This window comes from Hymenobacter psoromatis (assembly GCA_001596155.1).
In the GTDB taxonomy this organism is placed as follows: domain Bacteria; phylum Bacteroidota; class Bacteroidia; order Cytophagales; family Hymenobacteraceae; genus Hymenobacter.
On the sequence record CP014771.1, the window covers coordinates 3603144 to 3616231 of the forward strand.

General features: G+C 61.6%; 12 protein-coding genes. 9 read left to right on the forward strand and 3 right to left on the reverse strand.

All coding sequences use genetic code 11. The features are described from left to right. Window positions 1-70: 70 nt before the first annotated feature. Window positions 71-2227: a hypothetical protein gene (locus A0257_15410; protein ID AMR28340.1), complete on the reverse strand. Its 2157-nt coding sequence runs from the start codon at window positions 2225-2227 to the stop codon at window positions 71-73. Window positions 2228-2469: 242 nt separating this feature from the next. On the opposite strand from A0257_15410, the gene A0257_15415 reads away from it, so the two are divergent. The 4 genes from A0257_15415 (at window position 2470) to A0257_15430 (ending at window position 7189) form a co-directional block, all read left to right on the forward strand. Further along, window positions 2470-3786: a hypothetical protein gene (locus A0257_15415; GenBank protein AMR28341.1), complete on the forward strand. Its 1317-nt coding sequence runs from the start codon at window positions 2470-2472 to the stop codon at window positions 3784-3786. Window positions 3787-3924: 138 nt separating this feature from the next. Then, complete coding sequence (locus A0257_15420) at window positions 3925-4296, forward strand: hypothetical protein (GenBank protein ID AMR28342.1); 372 nt, start codon at window positions 3925-3927, stop codon at window positions 4294-4296. 69 nt (window positions 4297-4365) lie between these two features. Beyond that, the gene (locus A0257_15425) at window positions 4366-5451 is read left to right on the forward strand and encodes an efflux transporter periplasmic adaptor subunit (GenBank protein ID AMR28343.1); all 1086 of its coding nucleotides are present in this window, start codon (window positions 4366-4368) and stop codon (window positions 5449-5451) included. A 166-nt stretch (window positions 5452-5617) separates the two neighbouring features. Then, window positions 5618-7189, forward strand: coding sequence for an MFS transporter (locus A0257_15430; protein ID AMR28344.1), 1572 nt, complete (start codon window positions 5618-5620; stop codon window positions 7187-7189). Window positions 7190-7358: 169 nt separating this feature from the next. Here the strand turns inward: A0257_15430 and A0257_15435 are convergent, their stop codons facing one another. Then, the gene (locus A0257_15435) at window positions 7359-8213 is read right to left on the reverse strand and encodes a hypothetical protein (GenBank protein AMR29797.1); all 855 of its coding nucleotides are present in this window, start codon (window positions 8211-8213) and stop codon (window positions 7359-7361) included. Between the two features lie 292 nt (window positions 8214-8505). Then, window positions 8506-9222 carry a pyridoxine 5'-phosphate synthase gene (locus A0257_15440; GenBank protein AMR28345.1) on the reverse strand — a complete coding sequence of 239 codons (717 nt, stop codon included), beginning with the start codon at window positions 9220-9222 and terminating at the stop codon, window positions 8506-8508. Window positions 9223-9358: 136 nt separating this feature from the next. Here A0257_15440 and A0257_15445 point away from each other — a divergent pair, with 136 nt between their 5' ends. From A0257_15445 to A0257_15465, 5 genes are all read left to right on the forward strand, one after another. Then, window positions 9359-10390, forward strand: coding sequence for a hypothetical protein (locus A0257_15445; protein ID AMR28346.1), 1032 nt, complete (start codon window positions 9359-9361; stop codon window positions 10388-10390). 60 nt (window positions 10391-10450) lie between these two features. Beyond that, complete coding sequence (locus A0257_15450; protein ID AMR28347.1) at window positions 10451-10915, forward strand: glutamyl-tRNA amidotransferase; 465 nt, start codon at window positions 10451-10453, stop codon at window positions 10913-10915. A gap of 39 nt (window positions 10916-10954) precedes the next feature. Then, window positions 10955-11476: a colicin v production protein gene (locus A0257_15455; GenBank protein AMR28348.1), complete on the forward strand. Its 522-nt coding sequence runs from the start codon at window positions 10955-10957 to the stop codon at window positions 11474-11476. Between the two features lie 71 nt (window positions 11477-11547). Beyond that, complete coding sequence (locus A0257_15460; protein ID AMR29798.1) at window positions 11548-12177, forward strand: anthranilate synthase component II; 630 nt, start codon at window positions 11548-11550, stop codon at window positions 12175-12177. A gap of 103 nt (window positions 12178-12280) precedes the next feature. After that, window positions 12281-13078, forward strand: coding sequence for an alpha/beta hydrolase (locus A0257_15465; GenBank protein AMR28349.1), 798 nt, complete (start codon window positions 12281-12283; stop codon window positions 13076-13078). The last annotated feature ends 10 nt before the right edge of the window (window positions 13079-13088 follow it).

A 13088-nucleotide genomic window follows, 5' to 3' on the forward strand; every position in this document is an offset into this window, starting at 1 on the left:
CTCGCAATGACAGACGTTTTGCATAAGCCCTAGACTAGTTTCCCGCTCACCATTTCACCACCTCACCATTTCACTGCGCTGCTACCGTGCGGCGGATGCCCAGCTTTTTCATGCGGGCTTCCAGGGTTTTGGGGTTGATATCGAGGATGGCCGCTGCGCCCTGGATGCCGCTTACGCGGCCGCCGGTGCGGTGCAGCGCCGTTAGGATATGGTCGCGCTCCTGCTCGCGCAGCGTTTTGAGGGGCGCTTCGTCGGTTTCGGGGGGGGTAGGGAAAAGCGGCTCGGCAAGGGGCGCGGGGCCGGGCGGCAGCGCCCGCAACGTAGGCCCGGCCGCAAAGCCACCAAACTCCAGCCAAGTGCCCTGGCTCACGATGATGGCCTGCTCCAGCACGTGCTCCAGCTCCCGGATGTTGCCGGGCCACGAATAGGCCAGCAGCGCCGCCAGGTCGGCGGGCCGAATGGCGCGGGGCGGCCGCGCCAGGCGCTTGCTCAGCGTGCCTAAGTAGTGCTGCACCAGCGGCACGATGTCCTGGGGGCGTTCGCGCAGCGGGGCTAACTGAATCGGGAACACGTTGAGCCGGTAATAGAGGTCGGCCCGGAAGCGCCCGGCGCGCACCTCCTCTTCGAGCACGCGGTTGGTGGCGGCCAGCACACGGGCGTCGGTTTGCAGCACGCGGTTGCCGCCCAGGCGCTCAAACTCCTTTTCTTGCAGCACGCGCAGCAGCTTGGCCTGCAAATCGAGGGGTAGCTCACCCACTTCATCCAGGAAGATAGAGCCGCCATTGGCCAGCTCGAACTTGCCGATGCGCCGCTCCACGGCCCCGGTAAACGCGCCTTTTTCGTGCCCAAACAGCTCACTTTCAATAAGTTGGGCGGGTAGGGCGGCGCAATTTATTTTGACCAGCGCGCGGCCGTGGCGGGGCGAGGCCTGGTGCAGCGCCCGCGCCACCACTTCCTTGCCGGTGCCGGTTTCGCCGGTGATAAGCACCGTGGCGTCGGTGTCAGCCACCTGCGCGATGCGCTGGCGCACCTGCTGCAAGGCTGGGCTCACCCCAATGAGGCCGTCGGCGGGCCGGTCGGTGTTGATTTCGTCAATCAAATAGGTGCGCTCCTGCTCCACCTGCGCCTTCAGTTCCTCAATCTGCTCGAAGGCAAACAAGTTGTCCAGCACCAAGGCAATCTGGGGCAGCAGGGCCTGCACCGTAGCCTGGCTATCGGACGTAAACGCCTCTGGGTCAGCGGCGGAAAGAGTAAGCACTACCTGGCTGTCGGGCCGCTGCCAGATGGGTGCCACCAGCATCGCGCGGGTGTCGTAGTGCTCGTATGCGTAGCGCAGGCGGGGGTAGCGCACGGCCAGCGCGTAAAAATCGACCCCTGCGTATACACCGGGCCGTTGCAGCAAGTCACTGAACTGCTGGTAAAGCCCAGCCGCGTCAACGTCGTCCTCTTGCTGCGGGCGGCCAGGGTCAAGGGCCATAAACTTATCACCGTCAACTCGTGAAAACTCCGCGAACGCTTCAAAAGAATTGGTAGGCCCCACGCGCTGGATGCGAATGCCAAAATACTCGAAGGGCATCACCCGGCCCAACTCCTCGGCCACGGCCCGAAACAGCGGCTCGCGCTGCTTGATACTGAGCAGCGCGTTGTTGATGGCCAACTGCATAGTGCGCTCACGCTCGCGCCAGGCTATACTCTCGAAGGCCAGCGTATTACCCACGGCCACGGCCACCAGGGAGCCAATCTTTTCGAGGAGCCGGTCATCGTCGGCGGTGGGGGTAGGGCGCCGGGCGGCGGCCAGAATCAGGAAGCCCGTGAGCCGGCCGCCCAGCCGCAGCGGCACGGCGGTCATGTACTCGATGCCTCGCTGTCGCAGCTGATTAAACGGCTCGTAGTCAGCGTAATGGTGCGTATATTCTTGCAGCGTAATGTGCCAGACGCGCGGGTCAGCCACGAGCTGCTCAACGGGCGAGCCCGCGATGGGCGTAAAGACTGTGGCGGAGGCATCGATGGGCAGGCTGGCCGCCGTGCTTCCTACGTAGCTGCGTAGGAATAAGCGCTTGTTTACCAAGCCTTTATCGAAGACATTGATGCCAATCAAGTCAAACGAAAAGATGAGCCGCAACTTGTTGGTGATGGCCTGAAACAGCGTCTCCTTGTCGCGAATCGTGGCAATGGCTTCGTTGAGATGAAGCAAGAGTGTCTCGTCCTGGTTGGTAGTAAGCGGCATGAGAGCTTTGAGAAATTCCTGATATGTAAGGAAACCCTAAAAAGGAGACAAGGTTTTTTATGGTCCAGTTTATAGAAGCAATGTTTTTATCTTGCAGATACTTAGGGGGTTCCAGCTAGTAAATCCAGCCATAGCCAATTGGCACGTCATTCGGTAAGGGGTAGGCACACTACTACGCCACCTGGCTTATGTTTTCTAGATATCAACTTGCTGGCTTTGCGGGGCTGTCGCTCGCGGGCAGCATGCTGGCTCGGCCTGCGCTGGCCCAGACCCTGCCTGGCCTACCTGCCGCCAACCAGCCCACCGGGATGCTCAGCGATTCGCTTAGCCTCGGTGGCACGGTGCAGGCGGTGCTCGACGCTAATCCGGGCTTGGCCAACCTCACTGAGCTGGCTAACGCTGCTTCCAGCCGCCTGAACCAGACCCAGGCCGGCTTCCTACCCCTAGTTACGGGTACGGCCAACTACACGAACCTTACGCCAGTTTCGCATTTGGCCCTTGGAGGCGGGCCGGAACTAAAATTTGCGCCTAGCAACCTCTTTGATGCTCACATTACGGCGCAATACGAGCTGCTGGATTTTGGTAAGCGGAGCGCTACTACCGACTTGTCGCGCTCGCAGGTACAGACGGCCCAGGACAACATTATTGTGGCCCGGCGCGACCTGGCTTTCAATGCGGCGCAGACGTACTATAATATCCTGTTTATGCGCGAAAGCATTCGGGTGCAGGACCAGCAGATTGCTTCGTTGGTGGTACATCGCAACGATATGCAGAAGCGCGTGGATGCCGGCGTAAGCACCAAGTTCGACGTCACCACAACCGACGTGCGCATCACGCAGGCCCAGAACAGCAAGCTCGACCTTCAAAACCAGCTGCGCAACCAGCAGGTGATGCTGGCCCGGCTGCTGCACAAGCCCCAGCAGGCCGATATTCCGGTGCGCGGCAGCCTCAGCTACGACCCGCAGCCCGTGAACCTGGAAGCCGAGCTGGCCAAAGCCGCTACCAACCGCCCCGAAGCCAAGCTGGCCAAAGACGCCGAAGCCACCGCCGACCTGCAAGCCAAGCTTCTGGACCACAGCAACATGCCTAGCCTGGGGGTAGGGGTGCAGGCGGGTGGCAAAAACGGCTACATTCTGCCCAACGCCACCATCAACGACATCCGCTTCAACACGGTAGCCACGGCCCAACTCTCGGTGCCTATCTACGACGGCAATAAGAACCGCAAGCAGCGCGTAGAAGCCGCTGCCAGCTACCGCGGGGCCCTGGCCCGCACCGCCGACACGCAGGACCAGATTCGGGCTGATGTGCGCCAAGCGGCTAATAACATGGAGTTTAGCCAGGCCCGCTACGACAATGCCGTGCAGCAAGTGACGCAGGCCACCGATGCCCTCACCCGCGCCGAAGGCCGCTACCGCTACGGCGTGGGCCAGAACCTGGATGTGCTCGATGCCGAAACCCAGCTGGCTCAGGCCCGCCTGGCTCGCGCTCAGGCCATGTATAATTACACGCTCGGCCAGTACCAGTTGCGCCGCGCCACCGGCGAGCAAATTTGGCAGTAGCTTGATTAGGCCAGGAAGGTGTGGGGGTAAGAGGGTAGGAGTTAAGCGGTCTTTGGATTACTAAAGCTGCGCTGCTTCCCTCCTAAACTCCAACCCTTCTACCCTCCTACCCTTACTAAAATGACTCTCTCGACCATCTTGTGTCCGCTTGACTTTTCGGCTGCCTCGGTGGCGCTGGTGGCGTATGCTGCCGCGCTGGCCGTGGGCACCGGGGCCGAGCTGCACCTGCTCTACGTGCAGGAGCTGGCCGTGCCTACCCCGGCCGGAATAGAGGCCGAGCTGCATGCGCACCGCGCTGCCGCGGTGGCGGCCGGCGCCAACAGAGTGAGCGCCACCACCGTGCACGGCGAGGCGGCCGAGTCTATTCTGGCCGAAGCGGAGCGCCAGCGCGCCGACCTCATTATCATTGGGGCGCACGGCCAAACCTGCCTCAGCCGCTTCCTGATGGGCAACACCGCCGAGCGGGTGGTGCGCACCGCGCCCTGCCCCACGCTGCTCGTCAGAGAATAAATCACTAGTTGCCTGTTAAGCAAGCAATCAACTCCCAATAATCAGCAATTAACTTTCCAACACTACCTCATGGCTACTCAAACCGAACTCCAAGACGTGCCTCCGACCGCCGTGGCCGAGCCGATGGAACCCGAAAAAAAGCGTAATCCGCTCGTGCTTATCATCGTGGCGCTCGTGCTGCTGGTTGGCGGCTACTTCGGCTGGACGCGCTACCAGTTTTCCAAAGTCCACGAAAGCACCGACGACGCTTCGGTCGAAGGCGACGTGTACCCCATCATTCCCCGCGTGTCGGGCCCGGTGCTGAAGGTATTTGTTGCGGACAACCAGACCGTGAAGAAGGGTGACACGCTTGTTACCATCGACAAGTCGGACTACCAGCAGCGCGTCAACGCCGCCCACGCCGCCCTGCTGGCTGCCCAGGCCCAGGTAACGGCCGCCCGCGCTCAGGTGGGCACGGCCCAGGCCAATGTGCGCACCGCCCAAACCACCATCGGCGTGAGCGAGGCCAACCGCGTCAAGCTCCGGCAGGACTTGGCCCGTAGCGTGAAGCTGCGCAAGGACGACATCATTCCGCAGAGCGACTACGATGCCGTGCAGGCTAACCTGAGCGCCACCAACGCCCAGCGTAGTACCGCCAACGACATGGTAACGGTGGCCCGCGAGCAGGTAACCGCCGCTCAGCAGCAGGTAGTAGTGGCCCAGGCCGTGGTAAAACAGCGCCAGGCTGACCTCGACAACACCAATCTCCAGCTCAGCTACACGACCATGCTGGCCCCGGCCAATGGCTACGTGAGCAAGAAAAACGTGCAGCCTGGCCAAGTAGTATCGCCCGGCCAGCAGCTGATGGGCCTGGTGAGCAGCGGCAAAACCTGGGTTATCGCCAACTTCAAGGAAACCCAGCTCGAAAACATGAAAGTGGGCCAAACGGCCAAGCTGGAAATAGATTCCTACCCCAACGAAGATTTTGAGGGCCACATCGAGTCGCTGTCGGCCGCAACCGGCGCGCGCTTCGCGCTACTACCCCCCGATAACTCGACCGGCAACTTCGTGAAAGTGACCCAACGCATACCCGTCAAAATCGTGCTTAATAAGGAAGACCCCGAGCACCCCCTGCGCGCTGGCATGAGCGTCAATGCCATCGTTTCGGTGAAGTAGTAGCTGAGTAGCTGAGTAGTGAAAACTACTCAGCTACTCAGCTACTCATTTGCCTTTCTGTCCTTATAGGTTTTGCGGGCGGCGGTTTCATTCTTAAACTTATAAAAGAGTGTGCGTGAGTCGGCCCTAAGCTACTTCACTCACTTGCTCACCTACTCACTTACCGATGGAAACCGGATTTAGAAAATGGATTATCGTTATCACGGTGGTCCTGTGCTGTTTGCTGGAGCTAATTGATACCAGCATCGTGAACGTGGCCCTGACCCAGATGATGGGCAACCTCTCTGCCACGCAGCAGGAAGTGAGCTGGGTAGTGGCCTCCTACGCCATCGCCAACGTGATTGTGATTCCGATGACCGGCTTTTTGGGCGAGCAATTCGGGCGCAAGAATTACTTCCTGTTTTCGGTCATTCTCTTCACCCTCGCCTCGATGGCCTGCGGGCAAAGCACTAACCTCTGGGAGCTGGTCGCGTTCCGCTTCATTCAGGGGGTAGGGGGCGGAGCCCTGATGGCCACTTCGCAGGCTATTCTGGTGGATACTTTTCCGCCGCGGCAGCTGGCGCTGGGGCAGGCGTTGTTTGGCATGGGCGTGATTATCGGGCCCACTATCGGGCCTACGCTGGGCGGCTTTATTGTGGATAACTACGACTGGCCCTGGATTTTTTACGTCAACGTGCCGGTGGGCATAATGGCCTCCATCTTCACCATCCTGTTTATTCGCGACCCCGAGCGCATCAAAAATGCCGTGAAGCGGCCGTTGGGCCAGATTGACTGGACGGGTATTGGCCTGCTGATAATGGGCGTGGGCTCACTGCAATACGTGCTGGAGCAGGGCCAAACCAACGACTGGTTTGACGACAAAATCATTGTTCTGTTCACCACACTGGCAGTGGTCGGCATCATCGGGTTCATCGTCCGCGAGCTGACGGCCCGTCAGCCCATCGTGGATTTGCGCGTTATCACCAAGAGCCGCAACCTGGCGGTGGGCGCGTTCCTCTCGTTCGTGCTGGGTTTCGGGCTGTTTGCTTCGGTGTTCATCTTCCCGATTTTTACGCAGCGCATTCTGGGCTTCACGGCCGAGCAAACGGGCCTGATTCTGCTACCGGGTGCGCTGATGTCCGGCTTCATGATGCCGGTCATCGGGCGGCTGATGGGCGCGGGCGTGCCGATTAAGGTGATGCTGCCGTTGGGTTTTATCATCTTCTTCTTCTTCACCTTCTGGATGGGGGCGCGCATTTCGCCCACGGCCGGCGAGGGCGACTTTTTTTGGCCACTCATCGTGCGCGGCATCGGGCTGGGTCTCATCTTTCTGCCCATCACGGTTATGAGCCTGGCGGGCTTGCAGGGCAAGGATGCTGGCCAGGCCGCCGGCCTCACCGGCATGATTCGCCAGCTCGGCGGCTCGTTTGGGGTGGCCATCGTGGGCACCTACCTGGAGCGTAGCATTGCCTACAACCGCGTGGCCCTGCTGCCCAACATCTCGCTCTACAACACCGAGACTGTGCAGCGCATCCAGGCGTTTACCCAGAATTTCATGGCTAAGGGTTTCCCCGCCGAGCAAGCCCGGCAGCAAGCCTACGCCGCTCTCGAAGGCACCCTCATGAAGCAGGTGTCACTGATTACCTATTCGCAGATTTTCAACGCACTGGGTCTTTTCTTTCTGGTCTGCGTGCCGCTCATCCTCTTCGTGAAACGCACCAAAGTCGGCGGCAAAATAGACATGAATGCAGCCCACTAAGGGATTTGGCCCGCGTTTTGCAAATTACCAAGGCGTGAATTATGTAGGTGAAATTACAGATAATGTGATGATTGTTAGGCGTTAGTTTATATTATACTACACAAAGAAGGGGTTTCCGGCATTAAGCCGGAAACCCCTCTTGTTTTCTGCCAGATTTTTTTCGGACCGGCTACTGATACTGGATATAGAGCGGCTTCGGGTTTAAATCGGCCAGCACCTCCTTGGGCGTCATCAGGTGCGAGCCTTTGGGCTTGATGTCGTACTCGTAGAACAGCTTGAAGCCGGTGTACTGCACGGGTTGCTTCTCCACGTAAGCCTTGTAGGAATCCTTTTTGAGGGTCGGGTCGCCCCAGCCGTCCATGTCCATCACCACCTGCACGCGCGGGTCGAGCTTGATATTTTTGTAGTTGGTCACCATCTTCTCCGTAAAGCGATGCACCATCAGAATCTTGGGGGGTAGGTGGTTTTCGCTCACGATGCGGGCCAGGAAATTGATGGCGAAATTCACATCCTTGGCATCGTAGGTGCCGATTTTCTTGCCGGGGCGCGCGTTCTTGGTCGCCATCGCGAACTCGGGGTCGATGCCCAGGTGAATAGTCGGGTCCTTCAGATATTCCGTGAGCTTGGGCAGCTCGTGAGCCAGGTCGCTCAAGCCCACCTGCACGTCCATAAACAGCAGCGCGTTTTTCTCCTTGGCCCAGGCGCGGGTTTCCTCAATCGTCGCTTTCGAGTTCATGAGGCGGTATTTGCCGTCGGAGCCCGCCGCGCCCTGCGCCGTGATGGTCACGCTGTGCAGCGCCGGCATCACCGGAATGCTGGGGTCGGCGGCCTGCCATTCGGCCAGCACCTTGTCAAATTTGCGCATCATCTGAGCCTTGGGCTCGCGGCCCAGAATGCCCATGCCCTTCGAGCGAATGTTGCCATAAAACGCCACAATGCGGTGGCCCGGCAGGATAGCGCCCGGCAGCTGCCCCGTTTTGCGGGCAATGCTGTCGGCCTTGAGCGAGTCGCGCTGCAAGGCTATTCGCTTGAGCTTGATGGTATCGACGGGAGCCGGCTTGTTGGCGGCGGCGAGGGTGTCGGCCTTGCCGGCGGAGGCTTCGCCCTGGCCCGAACGGTTGCAAGCGGTGAGGCTTAGGCCGGCTAGCAGGCCCAGGCCCAGCGCGCCGCGCCAAGCCGAATTAAAACGTAAACGCACTACAGTTGAGATAAGTAAAATACGGCGCAAGTTACAGCCCGGTCGGGGGTGGGCAAGTTTTGGCCGGCCGGCGGGGCAGTCAGGGCAGCTCAAGTAGCGCGGACTCCCAGAGTCTGCGCTACTTGAGCTGCCGCTTATAAAGCTGCACCACATTTTCCAGGCCCAGATACAGCGCATCAGCTACCAGCGCGTGGCCAATGCTGACTTCCTGCAAGCCGGGCAGCTCCTGGGCCAGGTAGGCCAGGTTTTCGAGGTCCAAATCGTGGCCGGCGTTGAGGCCCAGACCGGCGGCCACGGCGGCGCGGGCGGTGTCGCGGTAGGGCAGCACGGCCGCCGCGCGGTCGGTGGGGTAGTAGCGGGCGTAGGCCTCGGTGTAGAGCTCGATGCGGTCGGTGCCGGTGTGGGCGGCGGCATCAATCAGGGCCGGGTCGGGGTCGAGGAAAATGCTGACGCGGGCACCGTAGCTCTTCAGCTCGGCCACCACGTCGCGCAGAAAGCCTTGGTACTTAACGACCTGCCAGCCAGCGTTGGAGGTGATGGCGTCGGGCGCGTCGGGCACCAGCGTCACCTGCTCGGGGCGCACTTCGCGGCACAGGGCCAGAAAATCGGGGGTAGGGTTGCCCTCCACGTTGAGCTCGGTGGTGACGACGCTCTTCAAATTGCGCACGTCGTCGTAGCGAATGTGGCGCTCGTCGGGCCGCGGATGCACCGTGATGCCCTCGGCCCCAAAGCGCTCGATGTCGCGGGCAGCTTGCAGCAAATCGGGCCGCGCGTGCAGGCCACGCGCGTTGCGCAGGGTAGCGATTTTGTTGATGTTGACGCTTAGCTTGACCACGGATTACGCAGATTTAAAACGGATTTCACGGATTTTGTAGTCGGCGCAAGCGGCTCGCCGCCTCGCTACGGCGCGCAAGGTACCTTTGCCACGAGGTAGCCTGGGCGGCGCGCTTTTTCCTTTAACCAACTTTTGCATGACTGGTTCGCTTCGCTCGCCCGTTCGGCCGGGGCCACTGCTGTTGTTTGGGCTGCTGGCGGCCGGCATCGTGGCCGCCGAATATGGCGTGGTGCATTGGGCCGACTTTGGCCGGCACCCGGCCCTATCCCCCGCCGTGGCCCTCGACCTGCTGGTGACGCTGCCGGTGGTGTTCTACCTGTGCCTGGTGCGGCCGTATCGGCTGCCGCTTAGCACGTTGGGAGTAGCTTTGGGCGGTGGGTTGGCCCTGAGCCACTGGCTGTTGCCGGGCGGCGGCGTGTCTTTGCTGGTGTGGGCCGGCCGGCTGGCGGGGGTAGCAGAGGTGGCAATGCTAGCCTACACCGCCGTGCGGCTGCGGCGCGTGGTGCGCGGCTACCGGCTGGCGCAAGCGCAATCGGCCGATTTTATGGAAAACCTGCTTACCGCCGGCCGGCCGGTGCTGGGCCGCCTCACCGAAGCCCTTATGACGGAAGTGGCGGTGGCCCGCTATGCCCTGCTGGGCATTTGGACACCGCTCGAAGCCGGCCCCGGCGAGCAGCCATTCAGCACGCACCGCGCGTCGGGTTTTGGGGCGCTGCTGGCGGCGTTCGCGGGGCTGAGCGTGGTGGAGATGGCAGCCGCGCACCTGGTCATCGGCTACTGGCACCCGCGCGCGGCCTGGGTGCTCACGGGGCTGAGTGCTTACTCCTTGCTGTGGCTGCTGGCCCACGGGCAGGCGGTGCGGCGGCGGCCGGTGCTGCTCACGGCTACTACCCTGGTGGTGCGCGCCGGCTTCGTGTGGCGGGCGGCTATTCCGCGCGCGCAGCTTCTTTCTATCGAGAAAATAACGGACGTACCTACCCCCGCGCCGGGCCTGCTCAACGCGGCCCGGCTGCTGCTCACGCCGCCCAATCTACTACTCACTTTTGCTGAGCCGCAGCTCGTGCGCGGCCTCTACGGCCTGCGCCGCACCGTGCGCCGCCTCGCCATTTACGTAGATGAGCCGGCCGCGCTGCTGCCGCAGCTGGCCGGCAATCACCTAATTCACTGATTTTTCGGGTGCTCCGGCACTCCTGGTTTTTCACGCTTCTTTCCTAACCCCATCCTGAAAATGGCTCTTAAAGACACCATCGACGCCGGCATCAAGCAAGCCATGCTGGCCAAAGACAAAGTGCGCCTCACCGCCCTGCGCAGCATCAAATCGCAGATTTTACTGGCCGAAACCGCCGAAGGTGCCAGCACCACCGGCCTCAGTGCCGACCAGGAGCAGAAACTCCTCATCAAGGCCGCCAAGCAGCGCCGCGATTCGGCCGCCACCTACAAGGAGCAGTTCCGCTCCGACCTTGAAGAAACTGAGCTGTCAGAGCTGGCTATTATTGAAGAATTCTTGCCCCAGCAGCTCGATGAAGGTGAGTTGGTCCAAAAGCTCGTGGACATTATTCAGCGCACCGGTGCCACCGGCCCGTCGGACCTGGGCAAGGTGATGGGGGTAGCTGCCCGCGAGCTGAGCGGCCAAGCCGATGGCAAGCGCATTTCCGCCGCCGTCAGCATGTTGCTCAATAACACGGACTTCTAAGAATGTAGGGTAAGCTTTAGCTTGCCCTACATTTTCCTCATGACAGCGCTCGACTTGCTCTTGCTGCTGCCGCTGGCCGTGGGCACCGTGAAGGGCTACCGGCGCGGGCTGGTGCTGGAGGTGGTGTCGCTGCTGGCCTTCGTGCTGGGGGTAGTGGGCGGGCTGAGCCTGCTGAGCGCGGCCATTCCGGTGGTGCGCTCGTACCTGGGCGAGCTGTTTGGCATGCTGCCGCTGGTGGCGTTTTTGCTGGTGCTGGTGGGCATTATGTGGGGCGTGCACCTGTTGGGCGGTCTCGTCAAAACGGCCGTGCACCTTACCCCCCTCGGCGTGCTCGACAACCTGCTGGGGGCCGCCGCCGGCGCCCTCAAGTGGCTGCTGGGCCTGAGCCTGCTGCTGCACGGCACCGCCCTGGCGGGCCTGCCGCTGCTGGCACCCAGCCTCACCAAAGGCTCGGTAGTGCTGCCCTGGGTAGTGAAGGCAACTCCGCTGGCCTTGCAGCTCACCGCGTATGTGCTGCCCTTCGCCAAAGGCTTGATGGCCAAGGTAAAAGCAGCCATGTGATTAGTAAGTTGGTAGGGTGCGGGGCTTGCCCCCGCCCACCGTTGAACAACTCGTGCTGGGCTCGTTCAATGATGGGCGGGGGCAAGCCCCGCCCCCTACTCATTCCCAATCCAATTTTGACTCTTCTCCTGCTCGATAGCTTCGACTCCTTCACCCACATGCTGGCCGACTACCTGCGGCAGCTGGGGGCCGAGGTGCTGGTGCGCCGCAACGACACGCCCCTGGCCGAGCTGGCTTTGCTGAAATTTGGGGGGGTAGTGCTGTCGCCGGGGCCGGGCACGCCCGCCACGGCCGGCCACCTGCTGGCCGTGATTGCGGCCTACCACCAGCGCCTGCCCATGCTGGGCGTGTGCCTGGGCCAGCAGGCGCTGGGCGAATTTTTTGGGGCCACCCTGCGCCGCGCCGCGCGCCCCGTGCACGGCAAGGTTACCGACATCGAGCTGTTAGGTGATGACCCCTGGCTGGCCGGCCTACCCCCCCGCCAGCCCGTAACGCGCTACCACTCGCTGGTGCTGGAAGCCAGCACGTTGCCAGCCTGCCTGCGCCCGCTGGCCGTGACCGCCGACGCCGACCGTGAGCTAATGGCGCTGCGCCACGCCACGCTGCCGCTCTACGGCGTGCAATTTCACCCCGAGGCGCTGCTCACCACGTATGGCTTGCAGTGGCTGGCCAATTGGGTGCGCTGTTGTAACATTGCATAGGTCGGTTTTTAAGTTTTTGGCGGCTTGTTTCTGGCTGGTCAACAACCTGGAATCAGCGATTAAAAGCGAGAAACGAAAAATAATTAACCAGAAACGAGAAACTATGGAGCTTCGCCGCCAGCAACAGCACGGGTTTGACTATGTTGACGAGGGTCAGGGGCCGGTGTTGCTGCTGCTGCATGGGCTGTTTGGGGCGCTCAGCAACTGGGAGGATGTGATAGCTGAGTTTTCGCCTACTCACCGCGTCATTATTCCGGTGCTTCCCGTCTATGAGATGCCGCTGCTGCAAGCCACGGTGCCGGGGCTGGTCGAATATGTGGCCACATTTGTGGAAAAGTTGCGCCTACCCCCCTCGTTTGCGCTGCTCGGCAATTCGCTGGGTGGCCATATTGCTCTGGTCTATACGCTGCGCAATCCCGACCGCGTAAACCGGCTGGTGCTCACGGGCAGCAGCGGCTTGTTTGAGGATGGTATGGGCGGCTCATTTCCGAAGCGCGGCAACTACGACTTCGTGCGCGAGCGGGTCGGCTACACCTTCTACGACCCGCAGGTCGCCACCAAGGAGCTGGTCGATGAGGTATTTGCCGTTACTAATTCCAACGCCAAGTGCCTGCGCATGATTAGCATTGCCCGCTCGGCCCAGCACCACAATCTGGCCGGCGACCTGCACCGCATCACGGTGCCCGTGCTGCTGGTGTGGGGACTGAACGATACCATTACGCCGCCGCCGGTAGCCCACGATTTCGAGCGCCTGCTGCCCCACGCCCAGCTGTGCTTTCTCGACCACTGCGGCCACGCGCCCATGATGGAGCGCCCCGCTGGCTTTAATCGCTACCTGGGGCAATTTTTGCGGCGCACCGCGCCCGCGCTTTCGCCGGGCGCGGCGGCCCCGGCGCACTGATCCGGCTGCC